Origin of the sequence: Bathymodiolus japonicus methanotrophic gill symbiont (genome assembly GCF_019721995.1) — a bacterium.
GTDB lineage: Bacteria > Pseudomonadota > Gammaproteobacteria > Methylococcales > Methylomonadaceae > Methyloprofundus.
Genome location: NZ_BLYC01000002.1, coordinates 169,517 through 189,778 on the forward strand (window position 1 = coordinate 169,517; position 20,262 = coordinate 189,778).

General features: G+C 43.9%; 22 protein-coding genes, 3 tRNA genes and 3 pseudogenes. 18 read left to right on the plus strand and 10 right to left on the minus strand.

The genetic code is table 11. The features are described 5' to 3' along the window. The first annotated feature begins 202 nt into the window (after nt 1–202). Both K6984_RS03875 and K6984_RS03880 read left to right on the plus strand, forming a co-directional pair. Nucleotides 203–982 carry a spermine/spermidine synthase domain-containing protein gene (locus K6984_RS03875; protein WP_230987882.1) on the plus strand — a complete coding sequence of 260 codons (780 nt, stop codon included), beginning with the start codon at nt 203–205 and terminating at the stop codon, nt 980–982. After that, nucleotides 979–3,123, plus strand: a complete 2,145-nt coding sequence (locus K6984_RS03880; protein WP_221894308.1) for a YgiQ family radical SAM protein — start codon at nt 979–981, stop codon at nt 3,121–3,123. The genes K6984_RS03875 and K6984_RS03880 overlap by 4 nt, the downstream gene beginning before the upstream one ends. 101 nt (nt 3,124–3,224) lie before the next feature. On the opposite strand, the gene K6984_RS03885 is transcribed toward K6984_RS03880, so the two are convergent. The 4 genes from K6984_RS03885 to K6984_RS32485 all read right to left on the minus strand — a co-directional run bounded on the left by K6984_RS03885 (nt 3,225) and on the right by K6984_RS32485 (nt 4,146). Next, nucleotides 3,225–3,365 carry a hypothetical protein gene (locus K6984_RS03885; RefSeq protein WP_221894309.1) on the minus strand — a complete coding sequence of 47 codons (141 nt, stop codon included), beginning with the start codon at nt 3,363–3,365 and terminating at the stop codon, nt 3,225–3,227. Nucleotides 3,366–3,392: 27 nt separating this feature from the next. Next, on the minus strand, nt 3,393–3,521 hold the full coding sequence (locus K6984_RS32480; protein WP_263458596.1) for a hypothetical protein: 129 nt from the start codon (nt 3,519–3,521) through the stop codon (nt 3,393–3,395). Between the two features lie 313 nt (nt 3,522–3,834). Next, the gene (locus tag K6984_RS03890; protein ID WP_221894310.1) at nt 3,835–3,990 is read right to left on the minus strand and encodes a hypothetical protein; all 156 of its coding nucleotides are present in this window, start codon (nt 3,988–3,990) and stop codon (nt 3,835–3,837) included. 27 nt (nt 3,991–4,017) lie between these two features. Next, entirely contained in the window at nt 4,018–4,146 is a 129-nt protein-coding gene (locus K6984_RS32485) for a hypothetical protein (RefSeq protein WP_263458596.1), read from the minus strand. A gap of 105 nt (nt 4,147–4,251) precedes the next feature. Here K6984_RS32485 and K6984_RS03895 point away from each other — a divergent pair. The 3 genes and pseudogenes from K6984_RS03895 to K6984_RS03905 all read left to right on the plus strand — a co-directional run. Beyond that, nucleotides 4,252–4,327, plus strand: a tRNA-Thr gene (locus tag K6984_RS03895). 298 nt (nt 4,328–4,625) lie between these two features. After that, nucleotides 4,626–6,509 (plus strand): IS1634 family transposase, encoded by a 1,884-nt coding sequence (locus K6984_RS03900; protein ID WP_221894311.1) that lies wholly within the window; start codon nt 4,626–4,628, stop codon nt 6,507–6,509. 53 nt (nt 6,510–6,562) lie between these two features. Continuing rightward, a pseudogene (locus K6984_RS03905) lies at nt 6,563–6,922 on the plus strand (type VI secretion system ATPase TssH); the annotation flags it as partial. Between the two features lie 150 nt (nt 6,923–7,072). Here the strand turns inward: K6984_RS03905 and K6984_RS32490 are convergent. After that, on the minus strand, nt 7,073–7,201 hold the full coding sequence (locus K6984_RS32490) for a hypothetical protein (protein ID WP_263458596.1): 129 nt from the start codon (nt 7,199–7,201) through the stop codon (nt 7,073–7,075). A 13-nt stretch (nt 7,202–7,214) separates the two neighbouring features. Between K6984_RS32490 and K6984_RS03910 the strand changes: the two are divergent. After that, nucleotides 7,215–8,010: pseudogene (locus K6984_RS03910) on the plus strand (AAA family ATPase); the annotation flags it as partial. 232 nt (nt 8,011–8,242) lie between these two features. On the opposite strand, the gene K6984_RS03915 reads toward K6984_RS03910, so the two are convergent. Together K6984_RS03915 and K6984_RS03920 are read right to left on the minus strand one after the other, a co-directional pair. Then, nucleotides 8,243–8,632 (minus strand): Crp/Fnr family transcriptional regulator, encoded by a 390-nt coding sequence (locus K6984_RS03915; protein WP_230987883.1) that lies wholly within the window; start codon nt 8,630–8,632, stop codon nt 8,243–8,245. Next, nucleotides 8,611–8,847 carry a hypothetical protein gene (locus K6984_RS03920; RefSeq protein WP_221894312.1) on the minus strand — a complete coding sequence of 79 codons (237 nt, stop codon included), beginning with the start codon at nt 8,845–8,847 and terminating at the stop codon, nt 8,611–8,613. Before K6984_RS03920 ends, K6984_RS03915 begins: the two co-directional genes overlap by 22 nt. Between K6984_RS03920 and K6984_RS32495 the strand changes: the two genes are divergently transcribed. After that, nucleotides 8,804–8,929: a hypothetical protein gene (locus K6984_RS32495; protein ID WP_263458647.1), complete on the plus strand. Its 126-nt coding sequence runs from the start codon at nt 8,804–8,806 to the stop codon at nt 8,927–8,929. The two genes, K6984_RS03920 and K6984_RS32495, sit on opposite strands and share 44 nt — an antisense overlap. On the opposite strand, the gene K6984_RS03925 is transcribed toward K6984_RS32495, so the two are convergent. Further along, entirely contained in the window at nt 8,868–9,098 is a 231-nt protein-coding gene (locus K6984_RS03925; RefSeq protein ID WP_221894313.1) for a hypothetical protein, read from the minus strand. The genes K6984_RS32495 and K6984_RS03925 overlap by 62 nt on opposite strands. Nucleotides 9,099–9,110: 12 nt before the next feature. On the opposite strand from K6984_RS03925, the gene K6984_RS03930 reads away from it, so the two are divergent. Then, complete coding sequence (locus tag K6984_RS03930; RefSeq protein ID WP_221894492.1) at nt 9,111–9,251, plus strand: hypothetical protein; 141 nt, start codon at nt 9,111–9,113, stop codon at nt 9,249–9,251. Between the two features lie 41 nt (nt 9,252–9,292). Here the strand turns inward: K6984_RS03930 and K6984_RS32500 are convergent. Next, nucleotides 9,293–9,496: pseudogene (locus K6984_RS32500) on the minus strand (helix-turn-helix domain-containing protein); the annotation flags it as partial. Between the two features lie 550 nt (nt 9,497–10,046). Here K6984_RS32500 and K6984_RS03940 point away from each other — a divergent pair. From K6984_RS03940 to K6984_RS03960, 5 genes are all read left to right on the plus strand, one after another. Beyond that, nucleotides 10,047–11,465: an OprO/OprP family phosphate-selective porin gene (locus tag K6984_RS03940; RefSeq protein WP_221894314.1), complete on the plus strand. Its 1,419-nt coding sequence runs from the start codon at nt 10,047–10,049 to the stop codon at nt 11,463–11,465. 153 nt (nt 11,466–11,618) lie between these two features. Then, nucleotides 11,619–12,662, plus strand: a complete 1,044-nt coding sequence (gene recA / locus K6984_RS03945) for a recombinase RecA (RefSeq protein ID WP_221894473.1) — start codon at nt 11,619–11,621, stop codon at nt 12,660–12,662. Between the two features lie 31 nt (nt 12,663–12,693). Next, nucleotides 12,694–13,155 carry a regulatory protein RecX gene (locus tag K6984_RS03950; RefSeq protein WP_230987884.1) on the plus strand — a complete coding sequence of 154 codons (462 nt, stop codon included), beginning with the start codon at nt 12,694–12,696 and terminating at the stop codon, nt 13,153–13,155. An 89-nt stretch (nt 13,156–13,244) separates the two neighbouring features. Further along, nucleotides 13,245–14,264 (plus strand): IS110 family RNA-guided transposase, encoded by a 1,020-nt coding sequence (locus K6984_RS03955; RefSeq protein WP_221894316.1) that lies wholly within the window; start codon nt 13,245–13,247, stop codon nt 14,262–14,264. A gap of 489 nt (nt 14,265–14,753) precedes the next feature. Beyond that, nucleotides 14,754–15,164, plus strand: coding sequence for a GFA family protein (locus K6984_RS03960; protein ID WP_221894317.1), 411 nt, complete (start codon nt 14,754–14,756; stop codon nt 15,162–15,164). A 52-nt stretch (nt 15,165–15,216) separates the two neighbouring features. Here the strand turns inward: K6984_RS03960 and K6984_RS03965 are convergent, their stop codons facing one another. Further along, nucleotides 15,217–15,381, minus strand: a complete 165-nt coding sequence (locus K6984_RS03965) for a hypothetical protein (RefSeq protein ID WP_221894318.1) — start codon at nt 15,379–15,381, stop codon at nt 15,217–15,219. Nucleotides 15,382–15,610: 229 nt separating this feature from the next. Between K6984_RS03965 and alaS the strand changes: the two genes are divergently transcribed. The 5 genes from alaS to K6984_RS03990 all read left to right on the plus strand — a co-directional run bounded on the left by alaS (nt 15,611) and on the right by K6984_RS03990 (nt 20,259). Next, a complete protein-coding gene (alaS, locus tag K6984_RS03970; RefSeq protein WP_221894319.1) occupies nt 15,611–18,226 on the plus strand; it encodes an alanine--tRNA ligase in 2,616 nt (871 codons plus the stop codon). After that, nucleotides 18,227–19,462 carry an aspartate kinase gene (locus K6984_RS03975; protein WP_221894320.1) on the plus strand — a complete coding sequence of 412 codons (1,236 nt, stop codon included), beginning with the start codon at nt 18,227–18,229 and terminating at the stop codon, nt 19,460–19,462. A 190-nt stretch (nt 19,463–19,652) separates the two neighbouring features. Beyond that, nucleotides 19,653–19,901 carry a carbon storage regulator CsrA gene (gene csrA, locus K6984_RS03980; RefSeq protein ID WP_230987885.1) on the plus strand — a complete coding sequence of 83 codons (249 nt, stop codon included), beginning with the start codon at nt 19,653–19,655 and terminating at the stop codon, nt 19,899–19,901. Nucleotides 19,902–20,009: 108 nt separating this feature from the next. Then, a tRNA-Ser gene (locus tag K6984_RS03985) sits at nt 20,010–20,101 on the plus strand. Between the two features lie 81 nt (nt 20,102–20,182). Further along, a tRNA-Arg gene (locus K6984_RS03990) sits at nt 20,183–20,259 on the plus strand. Nucleotides 20,260–20,262: the final 3 nt, after the last annotated feature.

Sequence of the window (20,262 nt, forward strand, 5' to 3'; positions counted from 1 at the left end):
CTGAAATACACAATGCTGGTGTATCGAGGTTTATTTTAGGTGGTTTTGCCATGTTTATAGCAAACCCCTACTTAATTCCCCTTAGGCAATAGCATTTGAAACGAATGAAAAGACTATTTTTTCATATAGTTGTAGCATAGTTTCAATTTTACCATAAATAATTATTGGGAAACTTCAGATGTACAAATATGACGGCCTCCTGGTGCATCAAGAAGTTGATGAGCAAGGTCTAATAGAAATCGTTGAAACTGAAGGTGTTAGAGCCTTGCATTTTGGTACTGATCCAAGGCAAAGCAGTATGTTGCTGAGTGCGCCCAACGAATTACACTCAAAGTATGTCCGGGCAATGATGGTCTGGCTATTGTTTAAACAGCAGCCGGATAGTGTTTTAATGGTCGGGGTAGGAGGTGGGTCATTAAGCAAATACTTGCTCTACCATTTTCCCCAATGCCAGATAAAGGCGGTAGAGTTGCGCCAGGCTATTATCAAGATTGCCCAGCGTTTTTTTGCTTTACCCCTTGATCCTCGCCTAAAAGTAAAAATAAGTGAAGGTGCGCGCTATATCAAACGGCAAAGCGAGAACCAATCAGAACTACATGATTTAATTATCATTGATGCCTTTAATGAAGTTGATATGGCTGACACTATGCAAGGCATCAATTTATTTTCTGCATGTAAGCAATTACTAACAGATGAAGGTTTGCTGGTGATAAATTTATGGGGAACCAGTAAGGAATTATTTAAGCAAATAAGTTGGGAAATGGATGTTGTTTTTCAGGGAAAAGTACTGTTTTTACCGGTGCGGGGGCGCGGCAATATTATTGCTATAGCCTTTGCAGGTGGGGGCGATCAGTATTCCATGCGGGCATTAAAGCTACGCGCCAGGCTACTTGAAGAGCAGTATCAGATTGAATATATAGACTTTCTTAAAGATTTAAAGAGAAACAATAGTAAAGAATTAAAACGAGTTATCAAAGCATGAATATTTTAGACGCCAAACATATATTTTCCTACCGGAAATATTGGGCGCAACGATTCGGTACGGCACAAGAGTTGCCAATGAGTAAAACAGAAATGGATATTCTGGGTTGGGACAGTTGCGATGTCGTATTAGTCACTGGGGATGCGTATATCGATCATCCCAGTTTTGGCATGGCTTTGATTGGTCGGGTGCTCGAGGCTCAGGGCTTTCGTGTGGGTATTATTTCCCAGCCCGATTGGCATAGTGCGGATGATTTTACCCAGTTAGGACGGCCTAATTTATTTTTTGGCGTGACCGGGGGAAATATGGACTCGATGGTTAATCGTTATACTGCGGATAAGAAAATACGTTCCAATGATGCGTACACCGCCAATGGGGAAGGAGGAAAAAGACCGGATAGAGCGGTGAATGTGTATTCACATCGCTGCCGCGAAGCTTATAAGGACGTGCCTATTATCATCGGCGGCATCGAGGCGAGTTTAAGGCGTATTGCGCATTATGACTATTGGTCGGACAAGGTTAGAAAATCAGTTTTGCTTGATTCCAAGGCAGACCTACTGGTTTACGGCAATGCTGAGCGACAGATTACAGAAATTGCCCATCGTCTGGCTGAGGGCGAGGCTATGGCTGATATTAAAGGCATACGCGGCACAGTGCACTTTGTAAAACAGGTGCCAGTAGGCTGGGCAGTTAAAGACTCTTCGGATATCGATATGCCTGGCAAGGTCATGAAACCTAAAGACCCTTATCAAATGGAAGAGCAAGCTGTTTGTGACGAAAAACAAACAGATATGCCGCGACAAGCGTCGTTAAATTCTAGGATTAGTAATGCGCAGCGCGCCAAGACCGTTATTCGTCTGCCTGACTTTGATACTGTCAAAGACGACCCCATACAATATGCTCATGCGTCAAGAGTGATGCATGGTGAGACAAATCCAGGTAATGCCCGACCCTTATTACAAAAGCATATGCAGCGCTATATCTGGGTTAATCCACCACCGATACCCTTGACCATGAGCGAAATGGATGGTGTGTTTGACCTATCTTATTCGCGCGTGCCACATACTCGTTATGGCAAGGCTAATATTCCTGCGTTTGAAATGATTCAGCATTCGGTAAATATCATGCGCGGTTGCTTTGGTGGTTGCTCGTTCTGTTCGATTACCGAGCATGAAGGCCGTATTATTCAAAGCCGGTCAGAAGATTCCATTATCAAGGAAATTGAAGCGATTAGAGATACCTCACCTAATTTTACCGGGCATATCTCTGACCTGGGAGGCCCCACGGCTAATATGTACCGCTTGGCATGTAAAGATGAAAAAATAGAGCAGGCGTGTCGCAGACCGTCCTGTGTTTTCCCTGGAATCTGTGAAAATCTGAATACGGATCATACGCCATTAATCAAATTATATAGACGTGCGCGTGCCTTGCCGGGTATCAAGAAAATATTAATTGCCTCTGGGCTGCGCTACGATCTGGCAGTCGAGTCACCTGAGTATGTGAAAGAGCTGGTTACGCATCATGTTGGTGGTTATTTGAAAATTGCACCGGAACACACCGAGCAAGGCCCCTTATCTAAAATGATGAAGCCCGGTATGGGAACCTATAATAATTTCAAGAAAATGTTTGAAAGATATTCTAAAGAAGCGGGGAAAGAGCAATACCTGATTCCTTATTTTATAGCTGCACACCCGGGTACAGATGACCTGGATATGCTTAATCTTGCGCTGTGGTTAAAGCGTAACGGTTTTCGGGCTGATCAGGTACAGGCCTTTTTACCATCGCCGATGTCAATTGCCACAGCCATGTATCATTCGGGCAAAGATACCTTGAATAAAGTCAGTCGGCGGGATATTTCCAATATGTCCATTCCCAAAGGTATAAAGCAGCGCCGGCTGCATAAGGCTTTTTTACGTTATCATGACCCTAAAAATTGGCCATTATTGCGTGAGGCGTTAAAAAACATGGGGCGTGCAGATTTAATTGGCAATGGTAAGCGGCAGCTCGTGCCTAACTGGCAGCCAAAAGAAGGTGGCAAAAACGACAGAATTAAAGGTAAAAGCCAAACCTTCAGAACCCAGCGCACAGATAATAAACAACGCCGCGCGCCAACGAGAAGGGGGCATGATAGCAACCTGTAATCAATAAGCCAATTATTTATAACTGAAGTTTCCCAATTATTGAGTAGCTGAAATACACAATGCTGGTGTATCGAGGTTTATTTTAGGTGGTTTTGCCATGTTTATAGCAAACCCCTACTTCGCTGAAAATCCTGGAAACGGAGCTTTAGCGAAGTGAAGATTTTTAGTCCGCGATAGCCGTAGGGCCGTTGTTTTGTCGGAGTCTGAGCGTTAGCGAAGGTGGAGACAAAATAAAAGGCCATCCGACACGGCGTCAAGTCATTTGGAGCCTATGTTCCGACCCCTTGTTGGGTCGGGACGAGGTGACGAGGACGAATCGGGGCCGCCGGAGGCATAAGTGGTCGCGTTAAGTTTTTGCTGCTTGCTTGGGCTGGGATGCCCAAAACAAGCTTTCGCAAAAATAGCGACTCCCCGAAATTCCCCTTAGGCAATAGCATTTGAAACGAATGAAAGACTATTTTTTTCATATAGTTGTAGCATAGTTTCAATTTTACCATAAATAATTATTGGGAAACTTCAGATTTATAAGACTTGTACGTAGGCACGGCTTCAGAGGCTGTAAAAATATTAGCCTATATCCGGGGGACGGACTCCTGTAGGCTGGGGTGAAACTATAGTGTAATCTTGGTTTTAACATTGCTGGGTTTCGCACCTCAGTCTACATTGAATACTTTTGCAATCTTTTCAGTCCGTCCTTCCGATGGAAAACCTTTATATATTTGGGGCGGAAGCCATACCAGGCACCCGCTGAAAATCCTGGAAACGGAGCTTTAGCGAAGTGAAGATTTTTAGTCCGCGATAGCCGTAGGGCCGTTGTTTTGTCGGAGTCTGAGCGTTAGCGAAGGTGGAGACAAAATAAAAGGCCATCCGACACGGCGTCAAGTCATTTGGAGCCTATGTTCCGACCCCTTGTTGGGTCGGGACAAGGTGACGAGGACGAATCGGGGCCGCCGGAGGCATAAGTGGTCGCGTTAAGTTTTTGCTGCTTGCTTGGGCTGGGATGCCCAAAACAAGCTTTCGCAAAAATAGCGACTCCCCGATATTTTTTAGATTTTTTAAAGCATCTAGATAATTCCCAATAAAAGTCTTTTCAAGTATTAAAAAAGCGACTATAATAATCGCTCTTTGGCTGGTGTAGCTCAATCGGTAGAGCAGCTGATTTGTAATCAGCAGGTCGCGGGTTCGATTCCCATCACCAGCTCCATATATAAAAGCCCTGTTGCAAAATCATGTAACAGGGCTTTTTTTATGCCTGGATTATACCGCTGCTTTTAATCATTTGCTTTAGTCAGCTTAAGCGGAGACTAACGCACCTCATATTTAGACCAAAAACTTCGATTGCAACCGTGATCCGGGGTTGATGAATGCTTTCTCTTTATGGATAAAACTTCTCTGTAAAAATCCCTTTAGAATCAATGGTGTTTTTTTTGAGGGTCTCTGTAGTGCCATCTTAACTTGCTCTGCCCCTTGATTTTCCCTGGTTTTTCACCGATGCTAGTGGTATGTATATTCGAAGAACCAAAACAAAAAGCCTTGAAGACGGCTCAGCTTATTTCACTTACCGCATTGTAGAATCTGTGCGTATAGGAAAACAAGTCAAGCAACGTACATTGCTCAATATAGGTGCGGACTTTACGATTGATAAAAAGTACTGGCCCTTGCTGACGGCCAGAATCGAACAATTACAGCAAGGTTTGGAACCACATCAGGAAGAGCTATTCAATTTAGCCGATGATTTAAATCAACTTCTGGAAGCAACAGCCCAGCGCTATAGCTCACTGATGACTGCAAAACTGTCACAACCGCTAGATTCAAAAACAACAACGCGAGATTTTCATCATGTCGATATTAATCATGTCGAAGCCATTAATGCCCGTAGTATTGGTGTTGAAACCCTGGCACTGCATGCCGCACAGCAGTTACAGCTAGACGAAAAACTCATGGCGCTGGGCTTTAATAAAGTAGATACGGCGACGGCCCTGGGCACTATCATAGAACGTATGGTTTCACCCGGCAGTGAACTGCAAACACATGACTGGTTGCAAAATCGAACAGGCCTGGGCGAATTACTGGGTCATGACTACGGTAACACCAGCCTGACGCGATTATATGCAGTCAGTGACAAGCTACTCAAACATCAGGCAACTCTTGAATATTTTCTGGCTGACCGAGAGCAGACGTTGTTCAATTTAAACCGCAAGATTGTATTGTACGATCTGACCAATACTTATTTTGAAGGCCAGTGCGCCCGAAACCCGAAAGCGAAATTCGGTCGCTCTAAAGAGAAACGCACTGATTGCCCGTTGGTTACTCTGGGGCTGGTTCTGGATGGTGACGGCTTTCCATTGAGTAGTCAGGTTTTTCCCGGCAACGCCAGTGAGCCCGCGACCTTGAAACTGATGCTTGACGAACTGCGAGACAAGGATCCCTTTCATCAAATAAAGCCGGTGGTTATCATGGATGCCGGCATTGCCAGCGCTGACAATATTGCCTGGTTAATCGAACAAGATTATCATTATCTCGTTGTCAGTCGAGAACAACATGTAAAAAACCCAAGAGATCAGAAAACTCCGGTAGCGGTCAGGGATACCCGGGACAGCAATGTTGTTGTTTATCGTGAAGTTGATCAAGAAACCGGGGAAACCCGACTCTATTGTCATTCAGAACAAAAAGCAAAAAAAGAACAAGGTATCCGTAATCGCTTCCATGCTCGTCTGGAAGAGGCCCTGGAAAAACTGCACACAGGTCTGAGCAAAAAAGGCACCCTTAAAAAATACGACAAAATACTGGAACGTATCGGACGACTACGTGAAAAACATAGCCGTGTTGCTGCAGATTACACCATTAACGTTATCGCGGATGACAAAAAAAACAAAGCCATCGGTATAGAATGGCAACGTAAACCTGAAAGTGACCAAAAAGATAAGCACTGTGGTGTTTACTGCCTAAGAACGAATATCCCTGACTGGTCGGAAGAACAGTTATGGCTAACCTATACCATGCTGACTGAGATTGAAGCGACCTTTAGAAGCCTGAAAACCGAGCTAGGCTTGCGCCCTGTCTATCACAAAAAAGAAGAGCGGGTTACCGGACACCTATTCATCACATTATTAGCTTACCACCTGGTACATGTACTGCGTTATCAACTTAGATTGCAGGACATCCATCTAAGCTGGGAAAGCATTCGCAACAGGATGTCGACCCAGCAACGCATGACCATTACTTTACCCACGGATAACGATACAATCATTCACCTGCGAACCACAAGCAAAGCAGAAACCAGACAAAAACAAATATACACTGCGTTGAATATTAACCCCGACCCGATTGGAAAAGTTAAAACGATCGTTGATATGAAACCTGTAGTGCCAACTGGGGCCGATTGAAAATTTAACTCATTGAAATAATGGGAAATTGACTGTATATGTCACGAAGATAGGTTAAGGAGTCTCTGGAGCAAGTCAAAATGGAGCTGGAAACAGCGCGTAGAGCTGGAGATTTGCAGCGTATGTCTGAATTGCAATATGGGCGTATACCCGAGCTTGAACAGCAGCTTGAGCAAGCATCTGTGGCGGAAACCACTGATTTTCAGTTATTGCGTAATAAAGTAGGTGAGGAAGAAATTGCTGAAGTGGTAGCGCACTGGACAGGTATTCCAGTATCCAAGATGCTGGAGGGTGAGCGGGATAAATTGCTCAGAATGGAAACTGAAATTGCGCAGCGTGTGATCGGGCAGCAAGAAGCGGTGGCTGCTGTAGCGAATGCAATCAGACGTTCTCGTGCAGGCTTGTCAGACCCTACGCTGAAAATCAGGGAAACGGAGCCTAAGCGAAGTGATGATTTTTAGTCCGCGATAGCCGTAGGGCCGTTATTTTGTCGGAGTCTGAGCGTTAGCGAAGGTGGAGACAAAATAAAAGGCCATCCGACACGGCGTCAAGTCATTTGGAGCCTATGTTCCGACCCCTTGTTGGGTCGGGACGAGGTGACGAGGACGAATCGGGGCCGCCGGAGGCATAAGTGGTCGCGTTAAGTTTTTGCTGCTTGCTTGGGCTGGGATGCCCAAAACAAGCTTTCGCAAAAATAGCGACTCCCCAAACCGTCCCAATGGTTCATTTTTATTTTTAGGGCCAACCGGGGTGGGTAAAACTGAATTGAGTAAAGCTCTGGCAACTTTTCTGTTTGATACCGAAGATGCGATGGTACGGATTGATATGTCCGAGTTTATGGAAAAACATTCAGTGGCACGTTTGATCGGCGCACCCCCAGGCTATGTGGGTTATGAAGAAGGCGGTTATTTGACCGAGGCAGTCAGATGTAAACCTTATTCGGTAATCTTACTGGACGAGGTGGAAAAAGCGCATGCGGATGTATTCAATATCCTCTTGCAGGTATTGGGTGATGGTCGTTTAACCGATGGTCAGGGGCGTACCGTTGATTTTAGAAATACAGTGATTATTATGACCTCAAATCTGGGTTCGCATGTGATTCAGGAAATGGCGGAAGAGGGTGATTATGACAAGATGAAAGCGGCTGTAATGGAAATTGTTGGCGCGCATTTTAGACCTGAATTTATCAACCGGATTGATGATGCAGTGGTTTTCAGACCGTTAGATAAAGAGGCGATCTACCAGGGGGCTAAAATACAGTTGCAAAATCTGGATAAACGTTTGGCAGACAGAGAGATGCAATTGCAGGTATCAGATGCTGCGTTAGACTTGTTGAGTGCGGCTGGGTTTGACCCTGCCTATGGCACTCGTCCTCTAAAAAGGGCGATACAAACCAGTATTGAAAACCCCTTAGCACAAAATACTCGCGGGTAAATTTCTTCCTGGGGATACTATTGCGGTAACGGTTGAAAACGAGCAATTTGTTTTTAACGCTAATTAATTTCTAATAAGCTGTCTCAGCTAGCACCTGGTGTTATCCAGGTGCTGGTTTTATCTAAGCTGAAGTTTCCCAATTATTGAGTAGCTGAAATACACAATGCTGGTGTATCGAGGTTTATTTTAGGTGGTTTTGCCATGTTTATAGCAAACCCCTACTTAATTCCCCTTAGGCAATAGCATTTGAAACGAATGAAAAGACTATTTTTTCATATAGTTGTAGCATAGTTTCAATTTTACCATAAATAATTATTGGGAAACTTCAGTAAAGTCATTTCCGAGGCTTTATAAATCGCATCCAGGTCATTAATCATGATCTGGTTGCGTTTTTTATTCAGAATCCCCTGAGATTTCCAATGCTGTAATTGCTTGTTGACAACCTGACGTACCGAGCCGACCATACGCGCCAGAGTTTCATCGGATAAACCATTAATTAAGTGCGTTTTATGCTCATCCTGTTTAGACCCGGTATAACTCTGAATTTTATCGATATGCTTTAGAATAACCTGTCCCAATCGGGTGCTTAGATCGTGTAGCACAAAGCTGGTAGCCTGATCTTCCTGCTCACGCATCTTGTGGGCAAGATAAGGTAGGAACTGTTTATTCAGTTCTGGATAAGTCCACAACTATCGCTGAAAATCATGGAAACGTAGCTTAGCGAAGTGGTGATTTTTAGTCCCTGATAGGCGACAGGGCAATTCGCTGATTCGACGTGTGCTAGCAGCACGCGAGAGGAGCAAGAATTGCATTCCGAATAGCCGTCCAGCCAGTGAGGTAGTAATGACGAAGCGTCTTTTGTGCGTAGTCGTTGCGGACGCAGGGCGTTCAGGGCATCTCCCATCCGCTGCGTAGGTGAACTAATTATGGCGACAGGAGTCCCGGAATTTCGTGAGGTAGCATGGCGCACCTGTCCATTACTTTAGGGAAATACTGTCTTAATAAGCCATTAGCATTCTCATTCGCTGTCAGCCCCGGACGGGCTGATAGTCTCCAGAAGGCGCAGGGAAATTTGCCAATCCGAAGTGCGCGATAGCGCGCGAGGGAGGCTAAAATTTTATCCCGAATAGCCGTAGAGCCATTTGTGGTAGCCATGACTGAGCTGCTTTGTGCTCAGTCTGTGGCGGACGCAGGGCGGCTGGAGCATCTCCTATTCGCTGCGTAGGTGAACGAATTACGGTGACAGGAGTCCCGGAATTTCGTGAGGTAGCATGGCGCGCCTGTTGCCCTCTTTCCCAAGAGCTGTAGGGAGTCGCAAAATACGTATCACAACCTAGTGCTTCTGCTATAGGCTTGTTTTTGTGTCGTTCTTGGGCAAAATCTTCTGCTTGTTTATGCCTGTAGCCTCTTTGACCTGTATTGCGTTTAATCTCGCGTGAAATATTGCTTTGGCTTCGTTCTAAGGCTTCTGCTATTTTATTCTGTGAAGTTCCCTTTTTTAATTCAATTTCTATATAATATCTTTCTTCAGGACATAGGTGTGTATAGCTCATTTGTAGCCTCTGTAAATTGTTTGGTAGCTGTTTACTTTACACCTATGTCTTGTCTTAATTCAACAGGTGTTAGTCTAGCCAATACTTGCAGAGGGTTATGCACTTATTATACGAATTCAGGAGAGAATTTTTCGAAAAAAAATCGTTTAAACCGATGAATCAATAGCTTAGAAAGATAAAAGTGACGAAGATGGGTTAGCACGGTCACGACTGTGGATTTCTAGCGGCTGAGTTTTTGCCAATAGCTACGTTGCTGAAACCGTTACGTAGCCAGCTATGCGCTAGTTTCAGCGCCTTGCTCTCGACAAAAATCAGCTCACTATATTTTCCGCATCCGTGACCGCGCGAAGTATATTTGTTTGTCTTTCATGCCCATTTTCCACAATACCTGTACCCAACTGCTGTTTTTAGAATAGAAGCTTAATCATTTGCTTGTCATAATGCTGTCACAAAAATCACCTATTATCAGTCAAAATTTATTTAATTTTGATTTCGGAGTACATAAACAATGGTGATTAACAAAACAGCTCAAGCTCTGGCTTTGGGGTCTATGCTGCTGCTGCTGCTGGGTAATCCGGTGGTTCATGCTGAAGGTCAGGGGTTATATGAAATACTGCTAGAAAATGGCAAGATTACCCAGACACAGTACAATGATCTGACCAAGCAAAAAAAAGCGGAAAGCAGTAATGCAGAAGATCTGGCGCTGCTGGATATAATGCTGAGAAATAAGCTGATTAATCAGGCTCAATACGATCAGCTGCTCAACAAGGAGATTGCTAAACAGGAAGCCGTTAAGCAAGAAGCTAATAAAGAAAGCGGTGATGATGTTATCGTAAAACTGGACTCTAAAGGCTTTCGGGTAGAAACGAGAGATAAAGCATTTAAATTTAAAATGGGTGGCCGTATTCAGGCGGATGTGAATTTTAGCGCTAACGGCCAGGATTTTGACCCTACGCCTACGGAAGGCTTTGATCTGCGGCGCGCGCGTTTATATGCTTCAGGAACCGTATGGAGTGATTTTGACTACAAAGCACAATTTGATTTTGCAGGCAATAAAGTTAGAATCAAAGATTTATTCGTAAAATACACTGGTTTTGACTGGCTTCAACTTACTGTAGGTAACCAGAAACAAACTATTAGTCAGGAGTTGCAAGAAAGTTCTAACGATATTATGTTTACTGAGCGTTCACTGATTTACTCATTAACCGAGCCGCTATTTGATCGTGCGCTGGGTGTGAGAGCCAGTTCTTCAGGTAAAAACTGGTCAGCACAATTCGGTGGTTTTGGTTCGTCAATTAATAAAAGCCAGACAGGTAGTTGGGCAATTACATCGCGAGCAACTTTTGCACCCATCATGACGCCTACGCATCTACTACATCTAGGAGCAAGTATTGGTTATCGTAGCCTAAATAATGGAAATGTTCGCTTTGCGTACGAAACAACTCATATGTCGAGTGTGTATTTTACTAATACTAACGCAATAACGAATGTCGATGGTGCAACCTTAGCAGGCTTAGATACTGCATATATGTTTGGTCCATTCTCTGTACAGGGTGAATATGCGCATACCTGGCTTTCTCGGAATAATGGCCTGAGTGGACTGGATTTTGGTGCTTATTATGTGCAAGCCGCCTGGACCTTAACAGGAGAGTCACGAAGTTACAAAGGGTCGCAGGGTAAGTTCAAACGCTTAAAGCCAAACAATCCGTTTAGTTGGGCAAAAGGTACTTGGGGAGCCTGGGAATTGGCAACCCGGATTGATGGTAATGACCTGAACTCTGGTAATATTCAAGGTGGTAAGGAAACAGCTCTAACACTAGCACTGAACTGGTATTTAAACCGTAATATACGCTTAATGGCTGATTACCGTTATGCATTTGATATACAGGATTCAGCTGTACTAAGAAATGGTCAGAGTGCTGGAACTGGTATTCATGGTTTTACACTACGTACACAGCTAACATTCTAATTTGAACTGAGATATTTCAAATTTAAGCCCCAAAAAAGCCAGCTATATGCTGGCTTTTTTGTTATTTAAAAGATATACGTTAATTTTGTTATGCGCTTTAATCAGGCTATGTGATAATGGCGCATTTTAATGCGTATCTTAGGGCTTCAATATATGGATGAGAATAAGCAGAAAGCATTAGGCGCGGCCTTAATGCAAATTGAAAAGCAGTTTGGTAAAGGCGCAATTATGCGTATGGGTGATGATACTACATCACGTGATATACAGACTGTTTCTACTGGTTCTTTAACATTGGATATTGCCCTGGGCGTTGGCGGTTTGCCTCGTGGGCGAGTGATCGAAATCTACGGGCCTGAGTCATCCGGTAAAACCACGATGACTTTATCCACGATTGCGCAAATGCAAAAATCAGGGGGGGCTGCTGCTTTTATTGATGCAGAACATGCGCTAGATCCTGCTTATGCCGAAAAGATAGGGGTTAATGTGGATGACTTGCTGGTTTCACAGCCCGATACTGGTGAGCAGGCGTTGGAAATTGTCGATATGCTAGTGCGTTCCAATGCGGTTGATATAGTCGTGGTTGATTCAGTGGCAGCTTTAACACCCAAAGCCGAAATTGAAGGTGATATGGGTGATTCGCATATGGGCTTGCAGGCGCGACTTATGTCCCAGGCATTGCGTAAGCTCACTGCAAATATTAAGCGCTCAAATACGATGGTGATTTTTATTAACCAGATTCGTATGAAAATCGGCGTGATGTTTGGTAGCCCGGAAACCACAACCGGTGGTAATGCTTTAAAGTTCTACGCTTCGGTTCGTCTGGATATACGTCGTATCGGCGCGATTAAAAAAGGCGATGAGATTGTCGGTAATGAAACTCGGGTTAAAGTCGTTAAAAATAAAGTGGCACCGCCATTTAAGCAGGCCGAGTTTGAAATTCTCTATGGTGAGGGCGTTTCCTTTCTGGGGGAGTTAATAGACCTAGGCGTGAAGTATGGCTTTATTAATAAAGCAGGTTCGTGGTACAGCTATGGCAAAAACAAAATTGGCCAGGGTAAAGATAATGTGCGTAGCTATTTAAAAGATAATCCAAAGCTTGTCGAAGAGCTGGAAGCGAATATTCGAGCTGAAGTATTTGGTGTAAAAGAAACAGAAGGCACGAAAGTAGAATCAGATGATGCGGATGGACTTGTTTAATCTTTAATTTAGTCATACTTATATGTCTGTATTGCCCGATGAATCTGAAAATTACCAGGTAATCAGAGCAGCCTGTTTACGGTATTTAATACGGCGCGAACACAGTCAGCACGAGTTACTGCAAAAAATATCTGCTAAAGGATTTGTCAGGCAGGAGATACAGGCGGTTATAGGCGAGTTAGTCGAGCAAGGTCTGCAAAGTGATGCGCGGTTTGCCGAAAGCTATGCAAGAAGCCGGGTGCATAAAGGCTTTGGGCCGTTGCGCATAAAGGCAGAACTGCAACAGCGTGGTGTCAGCGGTTGTCCGTTTGAAATGGCAGTGGAAGATATTGCTGGTAGCTGGCAAGAGCTATTAGCTGAAGTTTATAGCAAAAAATTTGGTAAGGAGACTGGTCTGGATATTAAGGAAAAATTCCGTCGTAGTCTATTTTTACAGCAGCGAGGCTTTCCGAATGAGCTAGTGCGCCAGCTATTTAAACAGCTAGCCTTATAAAATAATGTAGGCTGATGATATGGACTCCTCTCCCACCAACAGTGTCATAATGCACCTAAGAGTAATAACGGAGCAAAGAGGAGCCCGACATGAATAATAGCGTAATTGGATTGGATATAGCAAAAAATATTTTTCACATGTATACATTTGATGAAAAAAAATCACAACCTGTTAAGAAAAAGCTAAAACGAGCTGAGCTTTTAATATTTTTTGCAAATTATCCAGTGAGCTTAATTGGAATAGAAGCCTGTGGCGGAGCTCATCACTGGGCAAGAGAGTTAACTAAACAAGGGCATGAAGTCATTTTGCTTAATGCCCGTTATGTAAAGGGTTTTGTGGTGGGGAACAAAAATGACTTTAATGATGCCGCTGCTATATTTGATGCGGTTACCCGTCCAAATAAGCGCACAGTGTCGATAAAAACGATTGAACAGCAAGACATTCAACTTGTTCATAGAATACGTGAAGGCCCTGTTGGCAAACGTACTGCGCTGGTTAATCAAGTGCGAGGGCTACTCAGTGAAAGAGGCATTGTTATTCCTAAAGGTATAAAGAAAGTAAGAGTAGAATTACCGTTGATTTTAGAAGATAGCGACAATGATTTGACTGATTTAAGTCGAGAAATGTTTGCTGAGCAATATGAAAAACTAGTTGCACTAGATGAAGAGATTAAACAACAGGACAGACGTATTAGCCGGCTATGTAATAGCAATCAGTTAAGCCAGCGTTTTCTTGATGTGCCAGGTATTGGGGCAATAACAGCCACCATCATTGCCTCAGACATAGGGGCAGGTAAAAGCTATCAGAGTAGCCGAGATTATGCAGCCAGCTTAGGGATTGTTCCGAGACAACATAGCAGTGGTGATAATCAGGTTTATTTAGGAATTAGTAAGCGAGGTAACCGCTATATTCGTACGATGTTAATTCATGGAGCACGATCGGTGTTAAAGCACTGTAGTGGTAAAAAAGATAAATTAAGCCTATGGCTACAAGCACTCATTGAGCGGCGTGGATTTAATAAAGCCGCCGTTGCGCTGGCCAATAAAAATGCCCGAATACTGTGGGCGATGGCGAGTCAGGATAAAGAATATGATGCAGCTCTGACATAGTTAGAGTGCATAAGCAGGGTTGCCCACCCTTTGCCCACCGACTGCGAGCTAGGAGGGCTCTTCGTCTGTGGACAAAGCGTGGATAACCCTGAGATAACCGAGTAACCAAGATTGTGGAGGCAAGTTAACCAATATTGATGACAACAACAGGTCAGACCGATACTTTTACAGAACCCGTGCAACCCAGAGAGTCCATTGCGAGACCGTTAGGCTGGTAGGGTCAAAAAGTATGCGAATAGATTCATCAGGAGTCCTGAGGCAAAAAGCCTCTGTTAGAGACCGAATATATGGCTGCAATCTTGTTCACTGTTATTAGCATCAATTATGTAAAACTTGGCTTGCAATAAACGAGGAGTCCATATATGGGTTAGCTTTTTTATTGCATAGCAATCAAAAATGTTATCCGGCAAAGCAGAGTTGGTCCTAAAAGTAGGGTGGTACAGTTTGGGCTAGCAGCTTATTATGCGCCACAATAGGAATTGATAAAATATGAATTTATTAAAAGGCCAGTGCCTTTGTAGTTCGGTGCAATATGAAATTGAAGGTGAGCCACAATTATCATTTTTGTGTCAATGTAGGCAATGCCAAAAAATTACCGGAACTGGTCATTCAGCTGAATTGGTTGTTTCTGAAAAGGTAGTATCGATTGCAGGGAAATTGCAAGGCTATGAAATGAAATCAGACAATGGAAACACGGTCGTTAGTCAATTTTGTCCTACTTGTGGAAATCCAATTTATAAAAAATCAGCTGGTTTTCCTAGCTTGCTATTCTTTCATGCGGCAACATTAGAAAGCCCCAATATTTTTAATCCTCAGAGAGTATTTTGGGCTTCAAGTAGTCAGTCTTGGGATTTTATAGATCCAGAATTAGAGGTTTTGCAAAAAATGCATAAGAAATGATACCATCGCTGAAAATCATGGAAACGGAGCTTAGCGAAGTGGTGATTTTTAGTCACTGATAGGCGACAGGGCAATTCGCTGATTCGACGTGTGCTAGCAGCACGCGAGATGAGCAAGAATTGCATTCCGAATAGCCGTCCAGCCAGTGAGGTAGTAATGACGAAGCGGCTTTTGTGCGTAGTCGTTGCGGACGCAGGGCGTTCAGTGCATCTCCCATCCGCTGCGTAGGTGAACGAATTATGGCGACAGGAGTCCCGGAATTTCGTGAGGTAGCATGGCGCGCCTGTTGATCGGTATAACCAGCGTTTTAATCTGCTTTTTGAGCCAAGTAAAATTAATTGTTATCACGCTTTGTTTGATAAGTTAACCAAGTGTGCGACCAGGAAAAAACATGCTCTTACTATAGAGCTAATAATTAGAAAAACGTTTATACAGTCTAATAAATTATGAAAAAACTGACCGGTGCAGAATTACGTACTGCCTTTTTACAATTCTTTGCAAACCAGGAGCATTCAATCCAGTCTTCTAGTTCATTAATGCCAGGTAATGACCCCACCCTGTTATTTACCAATGCGGGTATGGTGCAGTTTAAAGATGTATTTTTAGGCAGAGAAAAACGTAATTATGTGCGGGCAACGACCAGCCAGCGTTGTGTGCGTGCAGGTGGTAAACATAATGACCTGGAAAATGTGGGTTATACCGCAAGGCATCATACTTTTTTTGAAATGCTGGGGAATTTTAGTTTTGGCGATTATTTCAAGCAGGAAGCCATTCATTTTGCTTGGGATTTTCTTACCAAGGAACTGGAAATTCCAGCCGAAAAACTCTGGGTGACCGTGTTTAATGAAGATTCGGAAGCGGAAAGAGTCTGGCTAGAAGATATCCAGATTGACTCGAACCGGTTTTCGCGTATCGGTGCTAAAGATAACTTCTGGTCGATGGGTGATATTGGTCCTTGTGGTCCCTGTACCGAAATTTTTTATGACCACGGTGAGAATATTGCTGGTGGACCGCCTGGCACACCGGAGGAAGATGGCGATCGTTATATTGAAATATGGAACCTGGTGTTTATGCAATATGACCGGAATGCAGACGGCGTTTTAACCTCGCTGCCCAAGCCTTCAGTAGATACCGGCATGGGGCTGGAACGTATTGCCGCTGTTTTGCAAGGGGTACACAATAATTACGAAATCGACTTATTTCAGAAATTACTGACCACAGCGGCCAGGCTCGCGGGTGTTGATGACCTAAGCGAAAGCTCTTTAAGAGTCATCGCAGATCATATTCGTTCCTGTGCTTTTCTGGTTGTAGATGACGTTTTGCCATCAAATGAAGGGCGCGGCTATGTGCTAAGGCGTATTATACGTCGTGCAATCCGGCATGGTTATCGGCTGGGGATTCGTGAAGTATTCTTTTATCAATTAGTCGCGCCTTTAGTTGATGAAATGGGTGAGGCTTATCCTGAATTGGCCGCTGCGCAGGGGCAGGTTGAGCGGGTGCTAAAAGTTGAAGAAGAGCGCTTTGCAGAAACACTTGAGCAGGGCATGAAGATTCTGGAAGCCTGTGTCGAAAAAATGAGCGGCAAAGTCATACCCGGAGACGTGGTATTTCAACTTTATGATACCTATGGTTTTCCAGTCGACTTAACCGCTGATTATGCACGCGAAAATAACCTGACTGTGGATCATGCGGGCTTTGATATTGCAATGGGGGCGCAGCGAGACAGGGCGCGAGCAGCTAAAAATTTTGGTGCAGATTATAACCAAACTATAAAACTGGATGCTGAAACCGAGTTTACTGGATATCAGAAGCTCAATGATCAGGCGCAAATTATAGGCCTATTCCAAAACAGCATAGCGGTCGATGTGCTTACAGAGGGCGCGAAAGGAGTTGTTGTGCTAGATAGCACGCCATTTTATGCTGAGTCTGGAGGGCAGGTAGGAGACTTGGGGCGTATTGAGATTGATGGTGCTGTTTTTGAAGTGACAAATACGCAAAAGCAGGGTGATAGCTTATTCTTACACTACGGTAAAGTGCTTAGCGGCGAATTAAAAAACATGGTGACATGCACGGCAATGGTCGAGCCGGTAAGTCGGCAGTCTATTGCTCTGAATCATTCGGCGACACACTTATTGCATGCGGCATTACGTCAGGTATTAGGTGATCATGTCACACAAAAAGGCTCATTAGTTAATGCCGAGCGGTTACGCTTTGATTTCTCTCATTTCGAGCCTATGACTGCTGATGAAATAAAAATCATCGAGCGTATGGTGAACCAGCAGATTCGTCATAACGCAGAAGTAACTGCAGATATTATGTCTAAAGACGAAGCTATTAATGCGGGGGCGATGGCGTTGTTCGGTGAAAAATATGGCGATGAGGTACGGGTGTTAAAAATCGGCGATTTTTCAACCGAATTGTGTGGCGGTATACATGTGCAGCGCGCAGGTGATATCGGGCTGTTTAAAATTATCAGTGAAACAGGCGTTGCCTCGGGTGTTCGACGAGTAGAAGCCATTGCTGGCGAAGCGGCGATACAGTGGCTGGAATCCCGGGAAAAAACCATCAACGAGATTTCCTCTGTAGTGAAAGCGGCACCTGAAGCGGCTGCAGAAAAAGTACAGCAATTGGTGGATAAAAGTAAGTTGCTGGAAAAAGAGCTGGAGCGTTTACAGGCTAAGTTGGCGAGTTCAGCTGGTGGTGAGCTGGCTAATCAGGCGGTTGATATTGATGGTATTCAGGTACTGGCAATTAAATTGGATGATGTTGAGCCAAAAGCCATGGTTGATGTGCTGGATCAGTTAAAAAATAAACTAGGCAGTGCTGCGATTGTTTTAGCTACGGTAAGCAAGGATAAAGTTAATTTAATTGCGGGAGTTACCAAAGAACAAACTAAGCGTCTCAAAGCGGGTGATCTAGTTAACTCTGTCGCCTCTCAGGTCGGTGGCAAGGGCGGTGGTCGTCCCGATATGGCAAGGGCAGGGGGTAGTGAGCCGGATAAACTGGACGTGGCATTAAAACAAGTACCTGAGTGGGTACGTGAACAATTAGGTAGTAAGTAAATGGCGGTTTATGTATATAAATTTGGCGGCACGTCTGTTGGATCAGTAGAGCGTATTCAAGCAGTTGCAGAAAAAGTAAAGCTGGCTCACGATAAAGGCGATCAAATCGTGGTTGTTGTTTCGGCAATGAGTGGTGAGACCAATCGCTTAACTGATCTAGCTGGACAAATTCAACAACGCCCCGTTTCTCGCGAGATGGATGTGTTGTTGTCTACGGGTGAGCAGGTCACAATGGCATTATTGAGCATGGCACTGGATCATTTAGGTTGTCCTGCCTGCTCATACACAGGTAGTCAGGTGCGTATAGAAACCGATAGCACACATACTAAAGCGCGCATTAAACGTATAGATGATGCAAAAATTCATGCTGATTTAAATGCTGGAAAGGTCGTTGTAGTAGCAGGCTTTCAAGGAGTGGATGAGCATGGCAATATCACTACATTGGGGCGTGGTGGTTCGGATACCACGGCTGTCGCATTGGCCGCAGCTTTAAAGGCAGATGAATGTCATATATACACTGATGTCGATGGTGTTTATACCACCGATCCACGGATCGAACCTAAGGCACGGCGCTTAGATAAGATCACTTTTGAAGAGATGCTGGAAATGTCCAGCCTGGGTTCGAAAATACTGCAAATTAGATCGGTGGAATTTGCCGGTAAATACAATGTCGCATTACGCGTCTTATCATCATTTTCAGAAGGGCGTGGTACGCTCATTACTTATGAGGAATCAGCTGTGGAGCAAGCGTTAATTTCAGGTATCGCATTTAATAAAGATGAGGCAAAACTTACGATTACAGGTGTACCTGATATTCCCGGTGCGGCATCCAAGATACTGGGACCGATTGCCGATGCAAATATCGAAATCGATATGATTATCCAGAACGTCGCTGATGATGCGACCACGGATTTTACTTTTACTGTGCATAGAAACGACTTTGTAACAGCCAGAGACATACTGACAAATACTTGTAAAGAACTGGCTGCGCGAGCAGTAACAACGGATGATAGTATTGTTAAAATATCCATTGTGGGTGTTGGAATGCGCTCGCATGCGGGGATAGCCAGTAAGATGTTTAAAGTATTGGCAGATGACGCGATCAATATCAAAATGATTGCTACCTCGGAAATAAAGATCTCGGTTGTAGTCGATGAAAAATACCTGGAACTTGCAGTAAGAGCATTGCATGCTGCATTTGAGTTAGATCAGGAGCCACAAGATACAACAAGTTAGTCTCAAGTAACGAGAGTTATGCAGTAAACAGCTTGTTGGATGCAATGACTCACGTAGCGAATAATAAATAGCAATAGATGATAAAAAAATTAAAACAGGTATTTATTTATTTTAAATCACTGTTATAATAATCAGCTAAGTCCAGTTATGTCGAGTGGCGGGGCTTTTATTATAAACAGGGAGACGAGAGATGCTTATATTAACGCGTCGTGTAGGAGAGACTTTAATGATTGGAGACGATGTTACTGTCACTGTCCTTGGAGTCAAAGGCAATCAAGTTCGTATCGGGATTAATGCGCCGAAAGATATTTCGGTACACAGAGAAGAAATATACGAAAGAATTAAAAATGAACAATCAGGTGGAGCACCAACTTCTGTGCCTGATACTAGCTCTGATGATGGCTCTGGATCTGCGGGTCTTATGGGGTCAGACGATTAATACAGCATAGATTAATGGATGAAATATTAGTGTTAAGTCAACAATATAAACACACATTCGCCTATTATTAAAGAGAAATATCTTCTGTATTAAATAAGGTTTAGAACTGGAGAGGTGGCCGAGAGGCCGAAGGCGCTCCCCTGCTAAGGGAGTATGGGCTTTATCTCCCATCGAGGGTTCGAATCCCTCCCTCTTCGCCATACACTGGGGTCGATAAAATTGAGTGATAAAATTTATTGACAAGGAAAGAAATTAAAAGGATAATTGAATAGATAAATAAGGCGCCCGTAGCTCAGCTGGATAGAGTACTCGGCTACGAACCGAGCGGTCGGGAGTTCGAATCTCTCCGGGCGCGCCATTT

Coding starts and splice junctions, on each gene's coding strand:
- K6984_RS03880 (WP_221894308.1), top strand. CDS start 979: ATGAATATTTTAGACGCCAAACATATATTTTCCTACCGGAAATATTGG.
- K6984_RS03885 (WP_221894309.1), bottom strand. CDS start 3,365: ATGGCCTTTTATTTTGTCTCCACCTTCGCTAACGCTCAGACTCCGACA.
- K6984_RS03890 (WP_221894310.1), bottom strand. CDS start 3,990: ATGGCCTTTTATTTTGTCTCCACCTTCGCTAACGCTCAGACTCCGACA.
- K6984_RS03900 (WP_221894311.1), top strand. CDS start 4,626: ATGTATATTCGAAGAACCAAAACAAAAAGCCTTGAAGACGGCTCAGCT.
- K6984_RS03920 (WP_221894312.1), bottom strand. CDS start 8,847: ATGGGAGATGCCCTGAACGCCCTGCGTCCGCAACGACTACGCACAAAA.
- K6984_RS03925 (WP_221894313.1), bottom strand. CDS start 9,098: ATGGCTACCACAAATGGCTCTACGGCTATTCGGGATAAAATTTTAGCC.
- K6984_RS03940 (WP_221894314.1), top strand. CDS start 10,047: ATGCTGCTGCTGCTGCTGGGTAATCCGGTGGTTCATGCTGAAGGTCAG.
- recA (WP_221894473.1), top strand. CDS start 11,619: ATGGATGAGAATAAGCAGAAAGCATTAGGCGCGGCCTTAATGCAAATT.
- K6984_RS03955 (WP_221894316.1), top strand. CDS start 13,245: ATGAATAATAGCGTAATTGGATTGGATATAGCAAAAAATATTTTTCAC.
- K6984_RS03960 (WP_221894317.1), top strand. CDS start 14,754: ATGAATTTATTAAAAGGCCAGTGCCTTTGTAGTTCGGTGCAATATGAA.
- K6984_RS03965 (WP_221894318.1), bottom strand. CDS start 15,381: ATGGGAGATGCACTGAACGCCCTGCGTCCGCAACGACTACGCACAAAA.
- alaS (WP_221894319.1), top strand. CDS start 15,611: ATGAAAAAACTGACCGGTGCAGAATTACGTACTGCCTTTTTACAATTC.
- K6984_RS03975 (WP_221894320.1), top strand. CDS start 18,227: ATGGCGGTTTATGTATATAAATTTGGCGGCACGTCTGTTGGATCAGTA.
- csrA (WP_230987885.1), top strand. CDS start 19,653: ATGCTTATATTAACGCGTCGTGTAGGAGAGACTTTAATGATTGGAGAC.